This window comes from Microbacterium sp. LB12, assembly GCF_037150835.1.
Lineage (GTDB): Bacteria > Actinomycetota > Actinomycetes > Actinomycetales > Microbacteriaceae > Microbacterium.
Window position 1 is genome coordinate 158,820 of record NZ_JBBCPF010000002.1, and the last position, 22,650, is coordinate 181,469.

A 22,650-nucleotide genomic window follows, 5' to 3' on the forward strand; every position below is an offset into this window, starting at 1 on the left:
CGCGGGCTCAGGCGCCCAGGCGGTCGATCAGTTCGCGGTAGCGGGCGGCCGTCCGCTCGACCACGTCGTCCGGCAGCAGTGGCGGCTCGCCCTGCTTGTCCCAGTTCGTGGCGAGCCAGTCGCGCACGATCTGCTTGTCGAAGCTCGCCATGCGCGCGCTCGGCGTGTCTCCCGTGCGCCAGGCCTCCGCGTCCCAGTAGCGCGAGGAGTCGCTCGTGAGCACCTCGTCGGCGAGGCGCAGGGTGCCGTCGGCATCCGTCCCGAACTCGAACTTGGTGTCGGCGAGGATCAGGCCCTTGTCCTCCGCGATCTCGGCGGCCCGCGCGTAGATCGCGAGCGAGGTGTCGCGCAGTTCGGTCGCTCGCTCTTCGCCGACCAGTTCGACGGCGCGTGCGAAGGTGATGTTCTCGTCGTGCTCGCCCATCGGCGCCTTGTACGCCGGGGTGAACAGCGGCTCGGGCAGGCGGTCGCCGTTCTGCAGGCCGGCGGGCAGCGGGATGCCGCAGATGGTGCCGCTCTCCTGGTACTCGGCCCAGCCGGACCCGGTGATGTAGCCGCGCACGACGCATTCGATGGGCAGCATCTCGAGGGACTGCGCGAGCATGGCGCGGTCGGCGACGATGGCCGGGAGCTCGCCCTCGGCGAGATGGTTCGAGAAGGCGGCGAGCTCGTCGAACCACCAGCGGCTCAGCCGCGTGAGCAGGGCGCCTTTGTCGGTGATGCCGGGGGAGAGCACGAAGTCGAAGGCGCTCACCCGGTCGGAGGCGACGACGAGGATGCGGGTGTCCGCAGGGTCCTCCGACGCGTAGAGGTCGCGGACCTTGCCCGAATAGATGTGCCGCCAGCCGGGGATGCTCTGTGCTGTGCCTTCTGCAGGAGTGCTCACCCGCTCATCTTCCCAGATGCCCCGGCCGGTCTCGCGCGGAGACGCCGCTGCCGGGCGGAGCGAGATCTCTCCTCCCGGCAGCGTCGGCGCTCAGCCGTTGAGGTTCGCGATCGCGTAGTCGGCTTCCTCGACGGTGAACTTCTCGCCGTACTCGCTCGTCAGCTGGTCGTGGATCGCCGAGGGCGACATCGCCATCGTCTCCTGGTAGCTCTTCGCCTTCGCGAGTGCGTTGGCGTTCCAGTCCGCCTTCACGTTGTCCACGGCGTACTGCGCGGCCTCCGCGGTGAACTTCTCGCCGTACTCCGAGGTGAGCTGGTCGTAGAGGCCGGCCTTGCTCATGTGCATGATGTCGGAGTAGCGCTGTGCCTTGACGAGTGCAGACGCGTACTCCGCCGGGACTGCCGGCGCCTCAGGCTCCTTCTCCTCCTCGACGGGCGCCTCGGTCATCTCCTCGGTGGGCTCGTCGGCGGGATCGGCCGTCGGGGTACTCACCACGGGGGCGTCGGATGCCGGAAGCGACGGGCGCTGCGCGGCATTGACCCCGCCGCTGATCATGCCGAGGACCAGTACGACCCCGGTGACGATCCATGCCACCTTCTTGTGCTCCCGGTGGCCGGCCAGGGCGAGCCCCTTGGCATCGCGGGTCGAGTTGGTCAGGACCAGGATCAGATCGATCAGCGCCCAGATGCCGAGGCCGCCGAACGTGATGAGCTTCAGGATTCCCGTGCCGACCTTGCCGAGGTAGAAGCGATCGACGCCGAGGACTCCCAGCAGCAGGGCGAGCAGCCAGGTGGTGAGGAACGACTTCTCCCCGACCGGCATCGCCGCGGGGGCGGGAGCACCGGGAGCAGACGCGGAGGCGACCGGGGGCGTGGTGGGCATCGGGCCGGGTGCGGACGGCGGGATCTGGCTGTTGTTGTCGAAGGTCATGTGACGGGTCCTTGTGCTCGGTGGGTGAGGGTCGCAGCTCCCGCCGAATCGGGCGGGTGGTGCATGCAGGTGAAGCAGGGCGAGGATCGGCCCCGCTGAAGGAAGCGTCCCAGCGGAGGGATACCCCGGGGATCGGTCGTGCGGCCATCATCGGCTCTGCCGTTCGGGGGAGTCGGCCGCAGCCGGTCGGTGGACGATGCGCGTGTGCCGGACCAATACGCTCTGGGGTGTGACGTCATCCATCAACCCGGGCACGCCGACGACGGCGCGTCGTGCGCGCGGCGCCGCGTCGAGCATCGCGCTCGCCGTCGTGGGCGGCGCTATCGACATCTGCGGCATCATCAACGTCCCGGGGGCGGCGACGTTCCCCGGAGTCGACGGCGGCGACGTCAAGGTCACCGGATTCGGCGGATTCCTCGCAATCGTGGTGATCTGCGCCTGGGTCACGGTGTTCTGGCGCGGCCGTCACCCGGTGATCCCGCTGGTGGCGGGCGCAGTGCTCGCCGCGATCGGCGTCTCCTATCTCCTCCTCCTGGTCGGCGCCGTGGCTTTCGTGCGTCGCCGCCCGGCGAAGCTGCGGCTGACGGCGACGCTCGTCGGCCTCGGCGTGCTGGTATTCGCCCTGCGAGAGCTGTTGTCGCCGTGGGGTGGAGCGCTCCCGTGGTTCCTCACGACGCGCATCGGTGCGCTCGACGACCTGGGCTGGGCACTGGCGTCCTTCGTGTGCGCAGCGCTGTCGCTCGGCGTCGCCGCAGGGATCGTGGCGATCTCGCGCAGTCGCGAACGGGCCGAGCGGAGTGATCGGCGCGCCGACACGGTGGTGAAGCGGGCGGATGCTCTCACAGAGCAGGCCGCCCGTCAGGCGGAGCGGGAGCGGATCGCGCGCGATATGCATGATGCACTCGCTCATCGGCTCTCGGTCGTGTCGTTGCATGCCGGCGCGCTGGAGGCGGCGGCGGGACACGGCGATGCGAGCGAGATGGCCAAGACGGTGCGTGAGCAGACCCACGCGGCGCTGCAGGACATGCGCGGCCTGATCGGCGAGCTGCGGAGCCCGCACGACGCGGCGCTCGCACCACCGGCGACGATGCGTGCGATCGGGTCCCTCCTCGCGGATGTGCGCGCGGGCGGGCAGCCGATCACCTCGTTCGTCGTGATCGAATCACCTGAGCGGACCGGTGCGCTGTTCGACAGCGCCGTTCACCGCATCGTGCAGGAATCGCTGACGAACGCCATCAAGCACGCGCCCGGCGCCGCGATCGACGTGTTCGTCCATGTCTCGCCGTCGGAGGGTGCACGGCTGCGCGTCGTCAATCCGCTCGTCCCCGGTGGTCGTTCCGCGGTGCCCGGAGGCAGCAACGGGATCGTCGGGATCCGGGAGCGCGCTGTCTCGCTCGGCGGGGAGGCGTGGATCGGCGAGTTCGAGGGATCGTTCATCGTCGACGTGAGCCTGCCGTGGCAGGAGCGCGGCTGACCGCGTCGATATGCTCGGTGCGTGGTCACTGCCGATGTCGACTCTCGTGTCCGGGTCCTGATCGTCGATGACGAGCCGCTGATCCGCAACGGGTTCCGTTTCGTGCTCGCGGTCGATCCCGCCATCGAGGTCGTCGGAGAGGCGCCGGACGGGGCGGCGGCGATCGAGTTGGTGCGTCGGCACCGCCCGGATGTCGTGCTCATGGACGTGCGGATGCCGGGGGTCGACGGGGCGCAGTCCACGGCGACGATCGTGGCCGAGTCGAGCGCGCGGGTGCTGGCGATGACCAGCATCGATGCGGAAGGGCAGCTGATGCGGATGCTGCTCGCGGGTGCGAGCGGCTATCTGCTGAAGGACGAGTCCCCGGCGCGGATCGTGGATGCCATTCACCGCACCGCCCTCGGCGACACGGTGTTCTCGGCGCAGAGCACGGCGCAGCTCGTGCGTCGCGCCGTCGAGGCCGAGGGTGGCGCAGGACGGCAGGCGGCGAACGCGCGCATCGCCGGGCTCACCGACCGTGAGCGCGATGTCGCGACCCTGGTCGCCTCCGGTGCCACGAACCAGGAGGTGGGGGTCGAACTGCACATCTCCGCGGGCACCGTGAAGACGCACCTCGAGCAGGTGTTCGCGAAGCTCGGTGTGCGCAACCGCGTCCAGGTCGGCGTGATCCTCGAGCGCGCGGGACTGGGTCCGCGCGACGTCTGACCCGGCGCGACGGTCCCGCACCCGTGTCGGTGCGGGGTCCTAGCCTGGTCGCATGACCGCCGACGTCCTCACCTCGCGCCTCCGGCTCTCGCGACCGACGGACGCGGATCTCGATGCGCTGTTCGCGATCTCCGCCGACGCACGGGTGTGGACCCACTATCCGAGCCTTCGGCATGTCCGGCCCGAGGAGACGGCGGCGATGATGGCGCGCTGGGCGTCGAGTTGGGAGAGTGCCGGGCTCGGTCCCTGGTCCGTGCGGGTGCGCGGCACGGGGGAGATCATCGGCTATGGCGGCTGCACTCTGCTCGGCGGCGAGGTGTGGAACCTCGGCTACCGGCTGTCGGCCGATCATCACGGGAACGGCTACGCCACCGAGCTCTCGTTCGCGGCGATCGAGCACGCGCGGGCGGTCGACCCCGACCGCCCGGTGATCGCCTACCTCGTCGAGCACAACCGGGCTTCGGCGCGCGTGGCAGAGAAGGTGGGGCTCGAACTCGTGCACCGGGCTCCGGACGCAGGCAACCCCGATCCGTCCGTGTGGCGCCTGGTCTACGCCGATCGCCCGCTCAGCCTGGTGCAGCTCGCGGCGGCCTCGCTCTGAACACGCACGTCCCGCCGGGTGGCTTTTCGCCGAGCCGAAAAGGGCGTATAGTCCACATGGACTAATTGAGGTGGGTCATGAAGAAGGATGCCGTCGACCGGCTCACTCCCATGGGGGTGATGGTGCTCGCGCTGCTGCGCGAGGGCGACATGCACCCCTATGAGATGGTCCGGCTCATGCGGGCACGCCACGACGACCGACTGCTCACGATCACCAACGGCACGCTCTACCACACGGTCTCGCGCCTGCATCGGGCGGGGCTGATCGACGAGCTGGGCATCGATCGCGAGGGCAACCGTCCCGAACGAACGACCTATTCCCTCACGGATGCCGGGCGCGACGCGGTCGTGACGTGGGTGCGACGGGAGCTGCCACGCGTCGATCGCCCTGCCGATTTCCGCATCGCGCTCGCCGAGGCCCACAACCTCGAGCGTCCTGAGGTCGTCGACCTCCTGCGCGCGCGGCGGGGTGCTCTCGTCGACGATCATGCCCGGCACCGGGACGGCTTGGTGCGGGCCAGGGAGAAAAACGTTCCCGAGCAGGTGCTCGTCGAGATCGAACGTCAGGAAGCCCTGCTGAAGGCCGAGCTGCGCTGGCTCGACTCCCTCCTCAATCGCCTCGAGGCCCAAAGCCTGCCGTGGGGTCCCACGGCATTCCAGAACTCAGACCGCTACCGCGCACAGCGAAAGGCCGCACAGCAATGACCGATCCCACCCGCGACGGAGACCGCCCGCCGGTGTCCGCGCCCTCCACGTCCGGTCCGTCGACCGGCACCTACTCCGTCGGCCACAAGCCCAAGAGCCCCTGGCCCGCCCTCTGGGCGTTGGTCATCGGCTTCTTCATGATCCTCGTCGACACCACGATCGTCTCGGTCGCGAACCCGGCCATCAAGGCCGCTCTCGACCCGAACACCAACAACCTCGACAACGTGGTGTGGGTCACGAGCGCGTACCTGCTCGCCTACGCCGTGCCGCTGCTGATCACCGGACGCCTCGGCGACCGCTTCGGCCCGAAGAACATCTACCTGATCGGCCTCGCGGTCTTCACGCTCGCCTCGCTCTGGTGCGGACTGTCGACCACGCTCGACGGCCTCATCGTCGCCCGCGCCGTGCAGGGTCTCGGTGCCGCATTCATGACACCGCAGACCATGGCCGTGATCACCCGTACCTTCCCGCCCGAGCGTCGCGGCGCCGCCATGGGGCTGTGGGGAGCCACGGCCGGTGTCGCGACACTCGTCGGCCCGCTCGTCGGCGGTCTGCTCGTGGACGGCTTCGGCTGGGAGTGGATCTTCTTCGTCAACATCCCGGTCGGCATCGTGGCCTTCGTGCTCGCCTGGCGTCTGGTCCCGAAGCTCGCCACGCACCCGCACCGCTTCGACATCGTGGGCGTGGTGCTGAGCGCCGTGGCCCTGTTCCTCATCGTGTTCGGGCTCCAGGAGGGCGAGAAGTACGACTGGGGTGTGATCTGGGGTCCCATCTCGGTGTGGAGCCTGATCATCGTCGGCATCGTGGTGCTCGGACTGTTCATCCTGCAGCAGGCCCGCACCAAGAGCGAGGCGCTGGTTCCGCTGGCGCTGTTCCGCGACCGCAACTTCTCGGGCGCCAACGTGGCGATCGCCGCGGTCGGCTTCACGGTGACGAGCATGTCGCTGCCGATGATGTTCTTCCTGCAGACCGCACGAGGACTCACCCCGACCGAGGCGGCGCTGCTCCTCATCCCGATGGCCGTGCTCTCCGGCGTCCTGGCGCCGAGCGCGGGCAAGCTGCTCGACCGTGTGGATCCGCGCATCATCCTCATCCCTGGTCTGCTGTGCGTCGCCGGCGCACTCCTCTGGTACTCGGCGCTGATCAACATGGACACCCCGATCTGGATGTTCCTGCTGCCGTCCGCGCTGATGGGCATCGGCAACGCCGGCATGTGGGGGCCGCTCGCCACCACTGCGACGCGCAAGCTGCCGCCGCGCCAGGCCGGCGCCGGTGCGGGAATCTACAACACCACCCGGACGATCGGCTCGGTCATCGGCTCGGCGTCCATCGCCGCGTTCATGCAGTCTCGCCTGGAAGCGAACCTCCCCGGTCTCGCGGACGCTCCTGCGGGCATCTCGACCGGCGGCACCCTTCCGCCGCAGGTGGCCGACGGCTTCGCTGCCGGCATGGCGCAGTCGATCCTGCTCCCGGCCTGCGTCATGGGCATCGCCCTGATCGCGTCGCTGTTCCTCGGCCGCTACGACAAGGTGGACGCCGCGGTGTCCGCCCCGTCCGCTCCCGCACCGGCGGAGTAGGCGCATCAGAAGGGGTGTCGTGTCCGTCGGTTTGCGGACACGGCACCCTTTCTGGTGTCATCGGGCGATGACGATCGCACTCTCCCGACCGAGCATCGACCTCTTCGACTCCTGGGCCACCGCGGTGGCCGAGTTCGACGGCGGTCACATCGCCGGCGGCGGGTCCGAGAAGGGTCTCGTGCCCGACCGGGCCGCGTGTCAGGCGTTCGTCGAGAAGGCAGCCGTCTACGCCACACCCGGTGCCGTGCTGCCGGAGGGGCACGTGCCCTGCGACCACTACTGGATCACCGAATCCGGCCAGGTGGTCGGCTTCCTCTCCTTCCGTCGTGAGCTCAACGACTACCTGCGCAACTTCGGTGGGCACATCGGGTACTCGGTGATCCCCTCGCGCCGACGTGAGGGGATCGTGCATGCGGCCCTGCGACTCGCGCTGCGGGCCGCCCGCGCCGACGGGTACGATCGCGTGCTCCTCACCTGCGACGACGACAACATCGCGTCATACCGCACGATCGAGGGGGCCGGCGGCGTGCTCGAAGACGTCGTCGACGCTCCGGAGCCGGGCCTGCCGAGGGTGCGGCGCTACTGGATCGAGCTCGCTCCGCGCTGACCCTCCTGACGCTCTCGATCGGCGTCTGCGCGCCCCTCCTAGAATTCCGGTCGACCGTCGGCGCGGGGTTAGGGTGGATGGTCGGCGGCCGCCGGGTCGCCTTTCCCATCCCCGAGGAGCACTCGACGTGAGCCGAAATCCATCCTCCGCGACCCGACGACTGCACACTGTTGTGCGTCGCGCGGGCGCGGCCATGCTCGCCCTGTTCATCGCCGCCGGGGCCGTCGTCGCAGGCGCCGCCGTGCCCGCGACCGCCGCCGGCGACAAGTACGTCATCGGCACTGACACGACCTTCGCGCCGTTCGAGTTCACGAATGCAGACGGTGAGCTGGTCGGCATCGACATGGACCTGCTCCGCGCGATCGCGAAGGATCAGGGCTTCGAGGTCGAGATCCGCCAGCTCGGATTCGACGCCGCCGTGCAGGCACTGCAGTCGAACCAGGTGGATGCGGTCATGGCCGGCATGTCGATCACCGACGAGCGGCAGAAGACGTTCGACTTCAGCGAGCCGTACTTCACCAGCGGCATCCAGCTGGGCGTGCTCGACGCCAGCGACATCCACTCCCTCGATGACCTCGACGGCAAGACGGTCGCGGTGAAGACCGGCACGCAGGGTCAGACCTTCGCCGACGAGCACAAGGACGAGTACGGCTTCAAGGTCACTCCCTACCAGGACACGACCGACATGGTCGACGCCGTCAAGGCCGGCCAGGCGGTCGGCTACTTCGAGGACTTCCCCGTGCTGGCGTACGGCATCCAGCAGGGCTCCGGGTTCCGCCTCGTCGGCGATCCCGAGCTCGGCGGCGAGTACGGGTTCGCGGTGAACAAGGGGCAGAACCCCGAGCTGATCGAGATGTTCAACGCGGGACTCGCCAACCTCAAGGCCTCGGGCGAGTACGACAAGATCGTCGACACCTACCTCTCCGGCGGCGAGGAGTCCGCGCAGCCGACCGACATCTTCTCGGTCGCCGCGCAGTACTGGCCCGCACTCATGGAGGGCCTGTGGCTCACCATCCTCGCGACGATCGTCGCGATCGTGGCCGCGTTCATCCTGGGCCTCGTGTTCGGGTTCGGGCGCATCTCGAAGTTCGCGCCGTTCCGGTGGATCGCCACCGCCTACGTCTACGTCTTCCGCGGGACCCCGATCCTCATCCAGGCGTTCTTCGTGTTCTTCGCGATCCCGCAGCTGTTCCCCGGGCTCACCTTCAACCCGTTCGTGGCGGGCGCCATCACGCTCTCGCTCAACACGGGTGCGTACATGACCGAGATCATCCGCGGCGGCATCCAGGCCGTCGACCCCGGCCAGGCAGAGGCCTCCCGCTCGCTGGGTCTCGGACACTGGAAGACGATGCAGAAGGTCGTGCTCCCGCAGGCGTTCCGCATCATGATCCCGTCGTTCGTCAACCAGGGCATCATCACCCTCAAGGACACGTCCCTGATCAGCGTCATCGGCCTGGCGGAGCTCACCTTCGTGTCGCGTCAGATCATCGCCTCGACGTATCTGTCGGCGCAGGTGCTGACCATCGTCGCCGTCATCTACTTCGTCGTGATCACGCTGCTGACGCTGCTCGCGAACCGCCTGGAGAGGAAGTTCAACGCATGAGCAAGATCGAGGTCAAGAACCTCCACAAGTCGTTCGGCGCCAACGAGGTGCTCAAGGGCATCGACCTCACGGTGCAGGACGGCGAGGTCGTCGCTGTCATCGGTCCGTCAGGGTCGGGCAAGTCCACTCTGCTGCGCTGCCTGAACAAGCTCGAGGAGCCCACATCGGGACATGTCGTCATCGACGGCGTCGACCTCACCGACAAGAGCGTCAAGCTCGACGAGGTGCGTCAGCGCATCGGCATGGTCTTCCAGCACTTCAACCTGTTCCCGCACATGACCGTGCTGGAGAACATCACGCTCGCCCCCGTCGAACTCGGCAAGCTCTCCAAGGCCGAGGCGCGTGAGCGGGCGCTGGCGCTTCTGGATCGGGTCGGCCTCTCGGAGAAGGCGGACGCGAAGCCGGCATCCCTCTCCGGCGGGCAGAAGCAGCGTGTGGCGATCGCCCGTGCGTTGGCGATGGATCCCGAGATCATGCTGTTCGACGAGGCCACGAGCGCTCTCGACCCGGAGATGGTCGGCGAGGTGCTGCAGGTCATCCGCGATCTGGCCTCCGGCGGCATGACCATGGTGCTGGTGACGCACGAGATGGGCTTCGCGCGCGAGGTCTCCGGTCGCACCGTGTTCATGGATGCCGGTGTCGTGGTCGAGGAGGCTCCGCCCGCCGAGCTGTTCGGCGCCCCCAAGAACGAGCGCTTGAAGGACTTCCTCTCCAAGGTGCTCTGACGCCCCCTCAAACGCGCCGCCGAGCGGCCCCCTTCGGGCGCGAACCACCCCTGTGAGTGCGAACTCAGAGGGGTGGTTCGCTCGTAACGGGGTGGTTCGGCGTCGAGGATGGGTCGGGGGTGGGGCGGTGCCGGCGGATCGTGGCGCTGACCAGAGCCGCGACGGCGCAGAGTCCGGCGGCGGCGAACCACGCGACCGTGTACTGGCCGGTGTGGTCGCGGACCAGCCCGGCGAGGACCGACGCGATACCGGCGCCGATCTGGTGTGCGGCGAACACCCATCCGAACACGAGCGGTCCCTTGTCGCCGAACACCTCGCGGCACAGGGCGATGGTCGGCGGGACGGTCGCGACCCAGTCGAGTCCGTAGATCACGATGAACACGATGATGCTCGGCTGCACCTCGGCCGACAGCAGGCTGGGCAGGAACAGCAGGCTCACCCCGCGCAGTGCGTAGTAGGCGGCGAGCAGGATGCGGGGGTTGACGCGGTCGGTCAACCAGCCCGAGAACACGGTTCCGACGATGTCGAAGATGCCGACGACGGCGAGGAGTCCCGCGGCGGTCGTGGTCGCCATGCCGTGGTCGTGGGCGCTCGGGATGAAGTGCGTGCCGATCAGGCCATTGGTCGTCGCGCCGCAGATCGCGAAACCGATGGCCAGCGCCCAGAAGGTCTTCGTGCGTGAGGCATCCCGCAGCGTCGTCAGCGCGAGACGTGCGGCGCCCCAGGCAGTGCCGCGTGGGGCGGGCGCGGCCGGGGCCAGCGAGCCGGTCTCGCCGTAGCGGGTGACATCGAGGTCGCTGGGACGATTGCGCAGGAAGATCCACACCAGCGGCATCACCGCGAGAGCACCGCCGGCGATGATGAGCGAGGCACCGCGCCAACCGATGCTGTCCGCCGCGGCCGCGATCACCGGCAGGAAGATGAGCTGCCCGGTCGCACTGCCCGCCGTGAGCACGCCGGAGACGAGACCGCGACGGGTCGCGAACCACGTGTCGGTGATGGTGGCGGCGAACACCAGGGCCATCGATCCGGTGCCGAGTCCGATCAGCACACCCCACGTGAGGATCAGCTGTCCCGGTGTTGCGACGAACACGCTGAGGGCTGCACCCGCGCCGATCACGAACAACGCGACGACCGTCACCGCGCGGATCCCAAACCGCTGCATGAGCGCTGCGGCGAACGGTGCGATGAGTCCGTAGAGCAGGAGGTTGATCGAGACTGCGAGCGACAACTCGGCCGTGCTCCAGCCGAACTCCTGCTCGAGCGGAACCATCAGCACGCCGGGAGCGGCGCGGAAGCCGGCGGCGCCGATCAGTGCGATGAGCGCGACGAGCGCGACCGTCCAGGCGGGGTGGATGCGACGAGGCCGGATGCCGTGGGGCTCGATGCCGACCGGTTCATCGACCGACTCGGCGGTCATGCCGCGTGCCCGGAGAACAGTGCGAACGGCTCCCCGCCCATGCTGCGACGTGCCCAGCGGGTACTGTCGGCGTCGAGCGGTGCGGCGCACGTGGCGCACCAGTCGACAGACCGCGCGACGTCGCCGCAGCGACCACAGCTGACGGTCAGTCCCCACGGGCCATCCGGGTCCGTGATGCGTGCGAAACGTGCGTAGGCATGCAGGATCGGGAGCGTTTCGCGTCCGGCATCCGTCAGCCGGTATCCGCTGCGACCGGCATCCGGGTCTTCCCGGGCGATCAGGCCGGCCTCGACCATCGCGCTCAACCGCCGCGAGAGCACGGAGTCGGCCGCGCCCGTGGCGTCGCGCAGCTCATCGAAGTGCGTCCGACCGGAGAACATCTCGCGCAGGACGAGCAGGACCCACGGGTCGGCGAGCATGTCGGCCGAACGGGCGATCGGGCAGGTCGCGGACGACCAGTCGGAGCGGAGGGGCATGCGCCAACTTTCTTGAAGAAAGCTGGCGGTGTCAAGTGCGGCGGCGTCGGGCGACGAAGGTTGGCAGGATTCCGCTTCGCATTCGTCGCGAATCGTGCGCGGTGGGCAGCGCCGAATGCACGGGACGCTGCCGAGTGCACGGGGCATTCGCGGCCCGAAGCCGTGCACTCGGCGCGAAGCCGTGCACTCGGGGGGGGGGGGGGGGGGGAGAGACGCGGCGGCGCGCTACTCCGCGACGCGGGCGGCGATGTCGGTGCGGTAGTGCGAGCCCTCGAGGTCGATGCGGCCGATCGCCTCGTACGCACGGTCGCGCGCGGTGCGGAAGTCCGAAGCCACCGCCACCACGTTCAGCACGCGGCCGCCCGTCGCGATGAGCGATCCGCCGGGAGCATCCGGGCTCGCCGTCGCCGCATGCACGAGGCGGACGCCCTCGACGGCTGCGGCATCCGCGAGCCCCTCGATCGGTCGGCCGGTCTGCGGTGCCTCCGGGTAGCCCTCGCTCGCGAGCACGACCGTGATGGCCACGTCGTCGCTGAAGACCGGATCCGGCTGATCCTCGAGAGTCCCGGATGCCGCGGCGAACAGCAGCTCGGACAGCGGGGTGACCAGGCGCGGGAGCACGATCTGCGTCTCGGGGTCGCCGAACCGGGCGTTGAACTCGATCACGCGCACACCCGCCGGGGTGAGGATGAGCCCGGCGTAGAGCAACCCGATGAAGGGGGTGCCCTCGGCGTCGAGCTGCCGCACCACGGGCATCGCGACATCACGGGTGACCTCCTCGACGAAGGCCTGCTCGCTGCCGAACTGCTCGGCGAGCCAGGGCAGCGGCGAGTATGCGCCCATGCCGCCGGTGTTGGGTCCGGCGTCGCCGTCGAGCGCGCGCTTGAAGTCCTGCGCGGGGCTGAGCGCGCGGACGGTATCGCCGTCGCTCAGGAAGAACAGTGACACCTCGGGGCCGGAGAGGAACTCCTCGATCAGGACAGGGCCGGCGGGGAGGTAGTGCTCGGCGTGCGCGAGTGCCTCGGCGCGGTCGGACGTGACGATCACGCCCTTGCCCGCGGCGAGTCCGTCGGCCTTGACCACGTAGGGGGCGCCCAGCTCGTCGAACGCGGCCTCGACCTCGGTGGTGCTGGCGGCGCGGACCGCGCGACCGGTCGGCACGCCCGCGGCATCCATGACCCGCTTCGCGAACGACTTCGAGCCCTCCAGCTGCGCGGCGGCCTTGCCGGGGCCGAACACCGGGATGCCGCGCACGCGCAGCGCATCGGCGACACCGGCCACGAGGGGTGCCTCCGGTCCGATCACGACCAGGTCGACCGCGTGCTCGTCGGCGAACGTGGTGACCGCGGCTCCGTCGAGGGGGTCGAGTGCCACGGGAGTCGCATCCTGTGCGATGCCGGCGTTTCCTGGAGCGACGAGGATCTCGTGCTCCGTCTGCTCGGCCCGCAGGGCGAGGATGATCGCGTGCTCACGGGCACCGGAACCGAGGACGAGGATCTTCACCTGTCCAGACTACCGAGGCGCGAGGACCGGGTTTCGGCGATGCGGCTCAGACCTCGACCGGACGCTCCACTGCGGCGTCCCAGGGCACGGTCCACCCAGCCGCGTCGAACAGCGCGTCGAGCACCAAGGCCGTGAATCCCCACACGATCGTCCCGTCGACGTCGAACGCCGGGCCGCGGAACGTGCGACCCATGCGGGTCAGCGTCGAGGTGAAGCGGGTGGCGGGATCGAGCAGTTGAGCCACGGGAACCCGGAACACCTCGACCGTCTCGGCGTGGTCGACGGCCACGACGCGCGACGGGGACTGCCACCATGCCAGCACGGGCGTGACCAGGTGGTTGCTGGCGGCGAGTGGGATCACGGGAAGCGTGGCCAGCACCTCGACCCCATGCGGGTCGAGCCCGGTCTCCTCTTCGGCTTCGCGCAGCGCTGTGGCCACCGCATCCGCATCGTCCGGCTCCACGCGGCCGCCGGGGAACGAGACCTGTCCGGGATGCGAGGACAGGGTGGGCGCGCGACGCTGCAGCAGCACGTCGAGGTCGCGGGCCACAGCGGCATCCGTCGTCGGGGCGGGGATGCGATCGAGCACGCCGAACAGGATGAGGACGGCGGCGTCGTTGGCGCTGTGCGGATCGGCGAGCTGCGGGATGCGCACGCCCCACGAGTGGTCCGCCACCGCGGCGAGCAGCTCGGCGCGGGCGCCCTGGGGATGCATGCTCATGAATCCGAGCTTAGGACCGCGTTCGTGGTGGCGGTCCTAGGCTGGGGGAATGGCCAGGAAGATCGACATCGTGGACGGGCGGGCGGCGCTCGCGGCCGTGCGCGATGCCGAGGTCGCCGGTGGGAAGCCGCAGCGCGCGGAGCTCGCCACGGCGGTGCGCTACCTGCTGCAGCTGCTCGACGAGAAGGCGCCGGGCAACAGCGTCGAGGTGCGCGTCCCCCCGTTCGGTGCCGTGCAGGTCATCCAGGGCCCGCGGCACACGCGTGGCACGCCGCCGAACGTGGTCGAGATGGACGCCGCGACCTGGATCGCGGTCGCCACCGGCACCGAGGTCTGGGCGGATGCGGCGATGGCGGGGCGGATCCACGCGTCGGGCGTGCGCGCGGATCTCGCCGACGTGCTGCCGGTGCGTCCCTGAGCTCGTGGGTCAGGCGCGGTCGTGGAGGGTGATCCGGTAGCCGTCGGGGTCGGCGAAGGTGAAGGTGCGGCCGAACGGCCCGTCGATCGGCTCCGCGGTGATGGGGTGGCCGTCGGCGAGGAGTGCATCGTGGATGGTCTGCACCTCGGTGGCGTGCAACCAGATCGCGGTGCCGATGCCGGGCTGCGCGACGGCCGTGAGGTCGGTGCCCGGTGCGATGTCGCGGATGGCGAATGCGATGGGTGCGGTGTCGAAGACGACGGCGTGCGGAGGGCCGGCGGGCGAGCGGACGAGGCTGAGGTACCGCTCGTAGAACGCCTGCGAGGCGTCGAGGTCGCGCACCTGGAGGGAGATGAAGTCGGGTCCGGTGACGGGCATGGTGCTTCCTTCCGTTGATGTCAGTTTTCTGACACGCAACACCATATGTCAGAATACTGACATGAGTCAAGACGCTGCGGTCATCGACCTGGACACCTCACTGGGCTACCTGCTGAAGGAGGCGTCCAGTGCCCTGCGTGCGGCGATGGAGGAGGTGCTGCGTCCGCTCGGCATGACGATCACCCATTACTCCTGCCTCGAACTGCTCGCTCAGCGTCCCGGTCTGTCGAACTCGGAGCTCGCACGGGGCGCATTCGTCACCCGTCAGTCGATGAACGTGCTGCTGCAGGCACTCGAACGGGACGGATTCGTCACCAGACCGTCCGAAGCGCCGGTCGGCAAGGCCCTTCCTGCACGGTTGACAGCCCGGGGGAGGCAGAGCCTGGCGGCGGCGAGTGCCGCGGTGCGGTCGGTCGAGGTCAGGATGCTGGACGGCATGAGCGCCGAGGAGCAGGCGGGAGCGCTCCGGATCCTGCGGAGCATGATCCGTTCTCTGCGTGGCGACGGCATCGCATAGGTCGCCGCGGCCGCCACGCGAAGATCAGCGGCGCGCGACCACCAGCGGCACGCCGGTCGTCGGATGCGGGAACACGTCGACGGCCTGACCGTAGACCTGCTCGATGCGCGCGGCCGTGAGCACCTCGGCTGCCGTGCCGGTCGCGGTCACCCGGCCGTCCGACAACAGCGTGACGCGGTCGGCGTGCGCGAGCGCGGCATTCAGGTCGTGCAGCACGATCGCCACGGCCGCCCCCTGATCCGCACGGGCGCGGATGAGTCGCATCACGTCTTCGTGGTGCTTGAGGTCCAGCGCCGCGGTCGGCTCGTCCAGCAGCAGGATGCCGGTGCTCTGAGCGATCACGCGGGCGAGGGCGACCCGCGCGCGCTCGCCGCCGGAGAGCGAGGGGACCGCGCGGGCGCTGAGGGGCATCACCTCGGTCTGCGCCATGGCATCGGAGATCCGCGCGTCGTCGTCGTCCGCCGCCGGGGTGTGCGCCCAGGGAGTCCGCCCCATCCGCACGACCTGCTCGGCGGTGAACGGGAAGGTGACCGCGTTCTCCTGCAGGAGCACGGCGCGCTGCTGCGCCAGCAGTCGGGGCTTGATCCGCGCGATCGGCACGTCGTCGATCTCGACCGCGCCCGCCTGTGCGCTGACATCGCCCGCGAGCACACCGAACAGGGTCGACTTGCCGGCACCGTTCGGACCGACGAGCGCGTGGATCTCCCCGGCGTGGATCTCGATGGACGCGTCGTCGAGGATCGTGCGCCCTTCGCCGACGCGCACCGTGAGGCCGGTGCCGCGCAGCCGGGCGGTCATGCCCAGCCCCCGGAGCGACGACGCGTGCGCACGAGCAGCCACAGGAAGAAGGGACCGCCCACGAGCGAGGTGATCATTCCGATCGGCAGGTCGGCGAGCGGCACGGCGGTGCGTGCGACGAGGTCGGCGACGGCGATGAGGAGCGCACCGCCGAGGGCCGAGGCGATCACGAGCGGCAGGTGCGCGGGGCCGATGATCATGCGCATGAGGTGCGGCACCACGAGGCCCGCGAATCCGATGATGCCGGCGAACGCGACCGCCGCGCACACCAGGAGCGCCACGGTCACGATGACCACGATTCGCAGCAGCTCGACGTTGACGCCGAGGTGCCTTGCGGTGCGCTCGCCGAGGGCGAAGAGGTCGAGACTGGGGGCGACGATCAGCGCGACCACGATGCCGATCGCGACGAGGGGCGCGACCAGCTGGATGTTCGTCCACAGTGCGCCGTTGAGCGAGCCGAGCTGCCAGAACACGATCTGCTCGCGCGTGGACGTCGTGCCCAGGAACGTGAAGAAGGCCATGCCGGCTCCGGCGATCGCATTGATCGCGATACCCGTCAGCAGCAGCGTGACGACCTCGGTGCGACCGCCCGAGCGGCTGATGAAGTACACCGAGAACACCGCGACGAGTCCGCCGAGGAACGCGAACGCCGGGGTGGTCCACATCCCGAAGGTCGCGAGGCCGAAGGTGATGCTGGCAGCCGCGCCGAGCGCCGCCCCCGAGGAGACGCCGACCACACCCGCATCCGCGAGCGGGTTGCCGAAGATCGCCTGCATCAGCACGCCCGAGACGGCCAGGGCCGCGCCGACGAGGAGTCCGAGCACCAGGCGCGGCAGTCGCAGGTTGTAGATGACGCCGTAGTCGGTGGCGGCGGACGGAGCCCAGGCGGTGTCGATGCCGACGCCGCGCAGCAGCACGCCGATGAGGTCGGTGGGGGAGAGGTTGTACTGCCCGCTGGTGATCGACACCACGCAGGTGATCGCGAGCGCGACCACCAGGACGATCGTGACCAGCAGGAAGCGCAGCCCCCGGTGCCTGGTCGGTGTCGGGGTGACGACCTCGCCGGTCACTTCGCCGGCTCGGGAGCGTACAGTGCGCGGGCGAGTGCGCTGATCACGTCGGCCGAGCGCGGCCCGAAGCTGAGGATCTCACTGTCGGCCATGTCGATCACGCGCCGATTGGTGCCGGCGGGGGTCTCGGCGACGGCGGGGATGCGCTCGATCAGCCCGTCGATGCCGCCCACGGACTCGAGTCCGTCGGTCATCATCACGAGCACGTCGGGCTTCGCGGCAACGAGGGCCTCGGCCGTCATCGGCTTCATGCCCTCCCAGCCGATCTCGGCGGCGACGTCGACGCCCCCGACCGCGTCGATCAGGGAATCGGCACCGGAGTCCTCGCCGAAGATGTAGTAGACGTTCGCACTGCCGCGGACGTAGAGGAACAGCATCCGTGCACGCTCGTCCTCCTTCGCCGGCGTCACCTCGGCGATCTCGGCCAGCGCCTTCTCGAGACCGTCGTCCAGCCGCTGGATGAGCGCCTCGCCGCGGCTGGGCACGCCGAGCGCGGTCGCGATCTCGGTGACCAGTTCGTCGGTGGTGTCGATGCGTCGGTCGCTCGAGATGACGACGACGGCGATGCCGGCATCACGCAGCTGCTGGCGGATCTCCTTCGGTCCGATCGTCGTGTCGGTCAGGATCACGGTGGGCGCGAGCTCCAGGATCGCCTCGGCGTTGAGCGAGTGGCCGCTCTTCGTCACGACGGGCAGCTTCTCGGTGCCGGGGAACATCGTCGAAGAGTCACGACCGACGACCTGGTCGCCGAGCCCCAGTGCGAAGACGGTCGAGGCGATCGTGCCGGAGATGTCGATCGGCAGGATGCGGTCGACGTCGGTGATCGTCACCTCGCGGTCTTCGCTGTCGGTCACCGTCACCGGCAGCTTCGGGACGGTGTCGTCGTCGACGGGTTCGATCGCGTGGCTCGCGAGGCAGGCGGTGGAGGGGCCAGTCGCAGTGCGGACGTCGCCGACGAGGTCGAGGTCGGCGAGGGGGACGGACGCCTGCGGGCAGGAGGCGTCGACGGTCTCGGCGGCGGGGGCGGCGTCAGCGGTCGGTGCCGCGCATGCAGCGAGGCTGACGGCGAGAGCGGCAGCGAGGAAGACGGCAAGAACGCGACGCATTAGGCAAGGCTATCCTAAAACTTGACGCGCATGGTTTCGCACCTCTACGCTCAGGATCGGTGGCTTGCTTAGCTAAGCCTAACCAACACCCTACCTTCGCCCGACTGCATTGCGGCACCGCCGGCGTGCGTGCTCGACGTGCGCACCCGGGGGCCGTGGAGAATCGTGACCGACACAGCCATCGCATCCCCGGCGAGCACACGCATACGTGTGCTGCTCGCCGCCTTCGTCTCCTTCCTCCTCATCGCCGCCGGCGCGGTGATCGTTCCGCCCGCGCATGCCGCCGGCGCGACCGTGACCACCGGCGTCACCTCCGCCGACACCACCGGTGTCAGCGTGCAGGTGCAGGCGAGCGGCCTGCCCGATGTCGCGGACGCATACGCGGCGCTCATCGTGCGCGGCACCGAGAGTGAACTCACGGGCGACAGCGGATTCGCGGCCTTCACGATGCCGACCGTCGTGGGCGGCGCGAGCACCTTCACGCTCGACGCCCCCGCGGGCTCGCTCGACCGCACGAAGACGTACGAGGTGCTGGTCTGGCAGAAGCACTCCAACCCGAACGTCACCACGATCTACGGACGTGGTGACGTGACGGTCTCGGCGGGACAGTGGGATGCCGTGTTCGGTCCCGTCCCCACCGACCCGGGCACGGACCCCGGTACGGATCCTGGTACCGATCCCGGCACGGACCCGGGAACGGATCCCGGCACGGACCCGGGAACGGATCCCGGCACGGACCCGGGAACGGATCCCGGTACCGACCCGGGAACGGACCCCGGTACCACTCCTGTGTCTGCGGGTATCGAGGTGTTCCTTGCGGATGGGACGACGCCGGTGGGGACCACTGCTCTGAAGGCGGGCGACAAGATCGTCGTGAAGGGTTCGGGGTATGACCCGGCGGCGAATGTGGGTGGGCGTGGTGTTCCGATCCCGTCGAACCTGCCGCAGGGCACATATGTGGTGTTCGGGAACTTCGGTGCGGCGTGGCAGCCGTCCACGGGTGCGGCGTCGTCGACCCGGTCGGTGGGCACGCAGGCGTGGGCTCTGGCCGAGGGTGTGCTGAACCAGGTGCCCTCGCAGTATCAGGGCACGATCCGTTCGCAGTGGGTCGATATCGCCGCGGATGGCACGTTCCGTGCGACGCTGACGCTGAAGGACGCGACCGCCACTCCGGGGTCCTACGGTGTCTACACCTACGGTGCGGGCGGGGTCTCCAACGCCGACCAGGAACGCGCCGTCACCTTGAACTACGCGGAGACTGCGGTGGCCACGGCGACCGTGAAGTCCGCGACGGCGGCAGACGGCCTGACCGTCACCGCCTCGGCATCGAAGCTCGGCGCGATCACGGGTGCCTACGCGGCACTCATCGAGACCGGGACCGAGGCCGACGTCACGGCCGGTGGCGGGTTCCTCGCGATGGAATACGTGCGCGGCATCACGGGCGGTGCGTTCACGGTCGACCTGACCGCCGCCGCGGGGACGCTCGACAAGACCAAGACCTACGAGCTCATCGTGTGGAAGCAGCACACCATGCCCGACGCGAGCACGCTCTACGCACGCTCCGCCGTCGCGGTCAGCGACGCGCAGTGGGAAGCCCTGCAGCCGGCTCCTGTCTCTGCGGGTATCGAGGTGTTCCTTGCGGATGGGACGACGCCGGTGGGGACCACTGCTCTGAAGGCGGGCGACAAGATCGTCGTGAAGGGTTCGGGGTATGACCCGGCGGCGAATGTGGGTGGGCGTGGTGTTCCGATCCCGTCGAACCTGCCGCAGGGCACATATGTGGTGTTCGGGAACTTCGGTGCGGCGTGGCAGCCGTCCACGGGTGCGGCGTCGTCGACCCGGTCGGTGGGCACGCAGGCGTGGGCTCTGGCCGAGGGTGTGCTGAACCAGGTGCCCTCGCAGTATCAGGGCACGATCCGTTCGCAGTGGGTCGATATCGCCGCGGATGGCACGTTCCGTGCGACGCTGACGCTGAAGGACGCGACCGCCACTCCGGGGTCCTACGGTGTCTACACCTACGGTGCGGGCGGGGTCTCCAACGCCGACCAGGAACGCGCCGTCACCCTGAACTACGGTGACACCCCCGTCGTGACCACGTCGGTGAAGTCGGCGACCGCGAAGGACGGCCTGACGGTGGCGGTGTCCGCGTCGAAGCTCGGCTCCATCACGGGCGCCTACGCGGCACTCATCGAGACCGGGACCGAGGCCGACGTCACGGCCGGTGGCGGGTTCCTGGCGATGGAATACGTGCGCGGCATCACGGGTGGTGCGTTCACGGTCGACCTGACCGCGGCGACCGACAAGCTCGACCGCACGAAGTCGTACGAGGTCATCGTGTGGAAGCAGCACACCATGCCCGACGCGAGCACGCTCTACGCACGCGCCGGCGTCGCGGTCAGCGACGCGCAGTGGGACACGCTGTTCCCTGAGTCCACCTCGCTCACCGCGACCGTGAAGACGGCGACGGCGGCGGACGGTCTGACCGTCACCGCCGCGGCCCGGAAGCTCGGATCCATCCCCGGCGCCTACGTCGCACTGATCGAGACCGGGACCGAGGCCGACGTCACAGCCGGTGGCGGATTCCTCGCGATGCAGTACGTGCGGCAGCTCACGTTCGAGGCGTTCACGGTCGACCTCACGACCGCGGCGAAGAACCTCGACCGCACGAAGTCGTACGAGGTGATCGTGTGGCAGCAGCACACGAACCCCACGGCCGAGACGATCTACGTCCGTTCGGCGGTGACGATCACGCCGGAGCAGTGGGACGACCTGTTCGGCGTCACCAAGCCGACGACCCCGACGACGCCGCCGGTCACCGTGCCGGGAGGCTCCCTCCGCTGGGCGATCTCCTCGTCGTTCACGGACTATATCACGGGCAGCATCGCGCAGGGGGCCATCGCGGTCACCGACGGTGCGACCCGATCGGGCGGCCAGTTCCAGTTCGGTCAGACCGTCGGCGGCGACTTCGACACGAGCACCGGCCTCGGCAGCGTCGTGTACCGCGGTTCGGTGCGCTTCACCGGCCACCACGGCGCGCTCGACGTGACCGTCTCCAACCCGCAGATCCGCATCACCTCTGCCGACGCGGCGACGCTGTACGTCACGAGCGGTGGGGCGCAGGTGGCGTTCGCCACGCTCGACCTCTCCCGCGCGGTGCGCACCACGGCCAACGGCGCTGTCTCCTACACGGCGGCACCCGCGTCGCTCACGGACGCCGGTCGCGACCGCGTCCTGTCCGGATACAGCACCACGCTGAACCCGGTGACGTTCACGATCGGCTCGGTCGCTGCGGCGCCCGCCGGCACATCGGGAACCGTGGCCGTGGCCGCCGTGAAGGCGAAGACCACGCTCCCGGCGACCCCGCCCGCGACCGAGGGCATCGACGTCGATGACGCGAACCTCGCCGCGCTCGGCGCCGGCCAGCCCGCTGCCGTGTCGGCATCCGGGTTCCAGCCGAACGAGAAGGACATCAAGGTCGTCGTGTACTCGACCCCTGTGCTGCTCGAGACCGTGTCGGCCGACGCGAACGGCGTCGCCACCTGGTCGGGTGCGCTGCCCGCGAGCCTCGAGGACGGCGAGCACACACTCACCTTCCAGGGGTCAGTCAACCGCGGTCTGGTGTTCACGCTCGCCAGGGGAACCACGGTCATCGGCTCGTGCACGGTCGACGGCGCCTCGCTCAACTGGGGCTACAAGGAGTCGTTCCGCACCTACATCGAGGGCATCGCGAAGGGCGGCTGGACTCTGACCGACGTGGCGTACGAGTACCCCGACTACGTGTGGATGAACGGCACCGGATCGTTCGACGACAAGACCCTCACGGGACTCGTCACGTACGGCGGCAGCATCACGTTCACGGGCCATGACGGCGCGCTGAACACGACGCTCGCCAACGCCCGCCTCGAGCTCGCCGGCGACAAGGGCTACGTCGTGTTCGACGTGAGCGGCACCACGCAGGGCGGTGAGAGCATCGACCAGAAGGGCGTGCGTCTCGCGGAGTTCGCGCTGGGCGATGCCGCCGTGGTCGACGGCGCCCTGTCGCTCGACGCGGTCCCGACCACGCTCACCGATGCCGGCGCGGCCGCATTCGGCACGTACGCGGCGGGCGAGGAGCTCGACCCGCTGTCGGCTGTCATCCCGGTGAACACGGATTGCGGCGTCGCCGCGGAGGAGACGACCGTCGACTCCGAGGCGTCTGCAGCCGTCACCACTGCGACCGCGCCCGTCGACAGCGAGGGTGCCCCGGTATGGCCGTGGATCGTCGGCGGCATCGTGGTCGTGGCTCTGGCCGCGGCGGGCGGTGTGCTGATCGCGCGTCGCAACAAGAAGGGCGAGACGGCCGAGGTGACCACCGAGGTCTGATCCCGGGCGCATGACGGAACGGCCCTCTCCGCGGCGGACGCGGGGAGGGCCGTTCTCCGTCGCACGGAC

The 22,650-nt window shown here is 69.5% G+C and carries 21 protein-coding genes; 11 read left to right on the plus strand and 10 right to left on the minus strand.

Features of this window, described 5'->3' with window-relative positions:
• Nucleotides 1-7: 7 nt before the first annotated feature.
• Together WFM69_RS05270 and WFM69_RS05275 are read right to left on the minus strand one after the other, a co-directional pair.
• The gene (locus tag WFM69_RS05270; RefSeq protein ID WP_337002407.1) at nt 8-886 is read right to left on the minus strand and encodes a phosphoribosylaminoimidazolesuccinocarboxamide synthase; all 879 of its coding nucleotides are present in this window, start codon (nt 884-886) and stop codon (nt 8-10) included.
• Between the two features lie 90 nt (nt 887-976).
• The gene (locus tag WFM69_RS05275) at nt 977-1,816 is read right to left on the minus strand and encodes an Ltp family lipoprotein (RefSeq protein ID WP_337002409.1); all 840 of its coding nucleotides are present in this window, start codon (nt 1,814-1,816) and stop codon (nt 977-979) included.
• A gap of 229 nt (nt 1,817-2,045) precedes the next feature.
• Between WFM69_RS05275 and WFM69_RS05280 the strand changes: the two genes are divergently transcribed.
• The 8 genes from WFM69_RS05280 (at nt 2,046) to WFM69_RS05315 (ending at nt 9,812) form a co-directional block, all read left to right on the plus strand.
• Complete coding sequence (locus WFM69_RS05280; protein ID WP_337002411.1) at nt 2,046-3,290, plus strand: sensor histidine kinase; 1,245 nt, start codon at nt 2,046-2,048, stop codon at nt 3,288-3,290.
• A 21-nt stretch (nt 3,291-3,311) separates the two neighbouring features.
• Nucleotides 3,312-3,995, plus strand: coding sequence for a response regulator transcription factor (locus tag WFM69_RS05285; RefSeq protein ID WP_337002413.1), 684 nt, complete (start codon nt 3,312-3,314; stop codon nt 3,993-3,995).
• A gap of 52 nt (nt 3,996-4,047) precedes the next feature.
• Nucleotides 4,048-4,596: a GNAT family N-acetyltransferase gene (locus WFM69_RS05290; protein ID WP_337002415.1), complete on the plus strand. Its 549-nt coding sequence runs from the start codon at nt 4,048-4,050 to the stop codon at nt 4,594-4,596.
• Between the two features lie 77 nt (nt 4,597-4,673).
• Nucleotides 4,674-5,300: a PadR family transcriptional regulator gene (locus WFM69_RS05295; protein WP_337002417.1), complete on the plus strand. Its 627-nt coding sequence runs from the start codon at nt 4,674-4,676 to the stop codon at nt 5,298-5,300.
• Nucleotides 5,297-6,877, plus strand: coding sequence for an MFS transporter (locus WFM69_RS05300; protein ID WP_442928395.1), 1,581 nt, complete (start codon nt 5,297-5,299; stop codon nt 6,875-6,877). The genes WFM69_RS05295 and WFM69_RS05300 overlap by 4 nt, the downstream gene beginning before the upstream one ends.
• Nucleotides 6,878-6,944: 67 nt before the next feature.
• A complete protein-coding gene (locus WFM69_RS05305; protein ID WP_337002419.1) occupies nt 6,945-7,484 on the plus strand; it encodes a GNAT family N-acetyltransferase in 540 nt (179 codons plus the stop codon).
• Between the two features lie 127 nt (nt 7,485-7,611).
• Nucleotides 7,612-9,087, plus strand: coding sequence for an amino acid ABC transporter substrate-binding protein/permease (locus WFM69_RS05310; RefSeq protein ID WP_337002421.1), 1,476 nt, complete (start codon nt 7,612-7,614; stop codon nt 9,085-9,087).
• Nucleotides 9,084-9,812: an amino acid ABC transporter ATP-binding protein gene (locus WFM69_RS05315; RefSeq protein WP_337002423.1), complete on the plus strand. Its 729-nt coding sequence runs from the start codon at nt 9,084-9,086 to the stop codon at nt 9,810-9,812. The genes WFM69_RS05310 and WFM69_RS05315 overlap by 4 nt, the downstream gene beginning before the upstream one ends.
• A 64-nt stretch (nt 9,813-9,876) precedes the next feature.
• Here the strand turns inward: WFM69_RS05315 and WFM69_RS05320 are convergent, their stop codons facing one another.
• From WFM69_RS05320 to WFM69_RS05335, 4 genes are all read right to left on the minus strand, one after another.
• Nucleotides 9,877-11,232: an MFS transporter gene (locus tag WFM69_RS05320; protein WP_337002425.1), complete on the minus strand. Its 1,356-nt coding sequence runs from the start codon at nt 11,230-11,232 to the stop codon at nt 9,877-9,879.
• Nucleotides 11,229-11,708: a winged helix-turn-helix transcriptional regulator gene (locus tag WFM69_RS05325; RefSeq protein ID WP_337002427.1), complete on the minus strand. Its 480-nt coding sequence runs from the start codon at nt 11,706-11,708 to the stop codon at nt 11,229-11,231. The genes WFM69_RS05320 and WFM69_RS05325 overlap by 4 nt, the downstream gene beginning before the upstream one ends.
• Nucleotides 11,709-11,933: 225 nt before the next feature.
• Nucleotides 11,934-13,211 carry a phosphoribosylamine--glycine ligase gene (gene purD, locus WFM69_RS05330; protein ID WP_337002429.1) on the minus strand — a complete coding sequence of 426 codons (1,278 nt, stop codon included), beginning with the start codon at nt 13,209-13,211 and terminating at the stop codon, nt 11,934-11,936.
• 46 nt (nt 13,212-13,257) lie between these two features.
• Complete coding sequence (locus WFM69_RS05335) at nt 13,258-13,932, minus strand: NUDIX hydrolase (protein WP_337002431.1); 675 nt, start codon at nt 13,930-13,932, stop codon at nt 13,258-13,260.
• A 49-nt stretch (nt 13,933-13,981) separates the two neighbouring features.
• Between WFM69_RS05335 and WFM69_RS05340 the strand changes: the two genes are divergently transcribed.
• A complete protein-coding gene (locus tag WFM69_RS05340) occupies nt 13,982-14,350 on the plus strand; it encodes a sterol carrier family protein (RefSeq protein ID WP_337002433.1) in 369 nt (122 codons plus the stop codon).
• Between the two features lie 9 nt (nt 14,351-14,359).
• Here the strand turns inward: WFM69_RS05340 and WFM69_RS05345 are convergent, their stop codons facing one another.
• Complete coding sequence (locus WFM69_RS05345) at nt 14,360-14,728, minus strand: VOC family protein (protein ID WP_337002435.1); 369 nt, start codon at nt 14,726-14,728, stop codon at nt 14,360-14,362.
• Between the two features lie 61 nt (nt 14,729-14,789).
• Between WFM69_RS05345 and WFM69_RS05350 the strand changes: the two genes are divergently transcribed.
• A complete protein-coding gene (locus WFM69_RS05350; protein WP_337002437.1) occupies nt 14,790-15,245 on the plus strand; it encodes a MarR family winged helix-turn-helix transcriptional regulator in 456 nt (151 codons plus the stop codon).
• Nucleotides 15,246-15,269: 24 nt separating this feature from the next.
• On the opposite strand, the gene WFM69_RS05355 is transcribed toward WFM69_RS05350, so the two are convergent.
• The 3 genes from WFM69_RS05355 to WFM69_RS05365 are packed head-to-tail and all read right to left on the minus strand — an operon-like array spanning nt 15,270 to nt 18,219.
• Complete coding sequence (locus WFM69_RS05355) at nt 15,270-16,043, minus strand: heme ABC transporter ATP-binding protein (RefSeq protein WP_337002439.1); 774 nt, start codon at nt 16,041-16,043, stop codon at nt 15,270-15,272.
• Nucleotides 16,040-17,113, minus strand: coding sequence for a FecCD family ABC transporter permease (locus tag WFM69_RS05360; protein ID WP_337002441.1), 1,074 nt, complete (start codon nt 17,111-17,113; stop codon nt 16,040-16,042). The genes WFM69_RS05355 and WFM69_RS05360 overlap by 4 nt, the downstream gene beginning before the upstream one ends.
• A complete protein-coding gene (locus tag WFM69_RS05365) occupies nt 17,110-18,219 on the minus strand; it encodes a heme/hemin ABC transporter substrate-binding protein (protein WP_337002443.1) in 1,110 nt (369 codons plus the stop codon). Before WFM69_RS05365 ends, WFM69_RS05360 begins: the two co-directional genes overlap by 4 nt.
• A gap of 165 nt (nt 18,220-18,384) precedes the next feature.
• On the opposite strand from WFM69_RS05365, the gene WFM69_RS05370 reads away from it, so the two are divergent.
• Nucleotides 18,385-22,581, plus strand: coding sequence for an HtaA domain-containing protein (locus WFM69_RS05370; RefSeq protein WP_337002445.1), 4,197 nt, complete (start codon nt 18,385-18,387; stop codon nt 22,579-22,581).
• Nucleotides 22,582-22,650 lie beyond the last annotated feature (69 nt).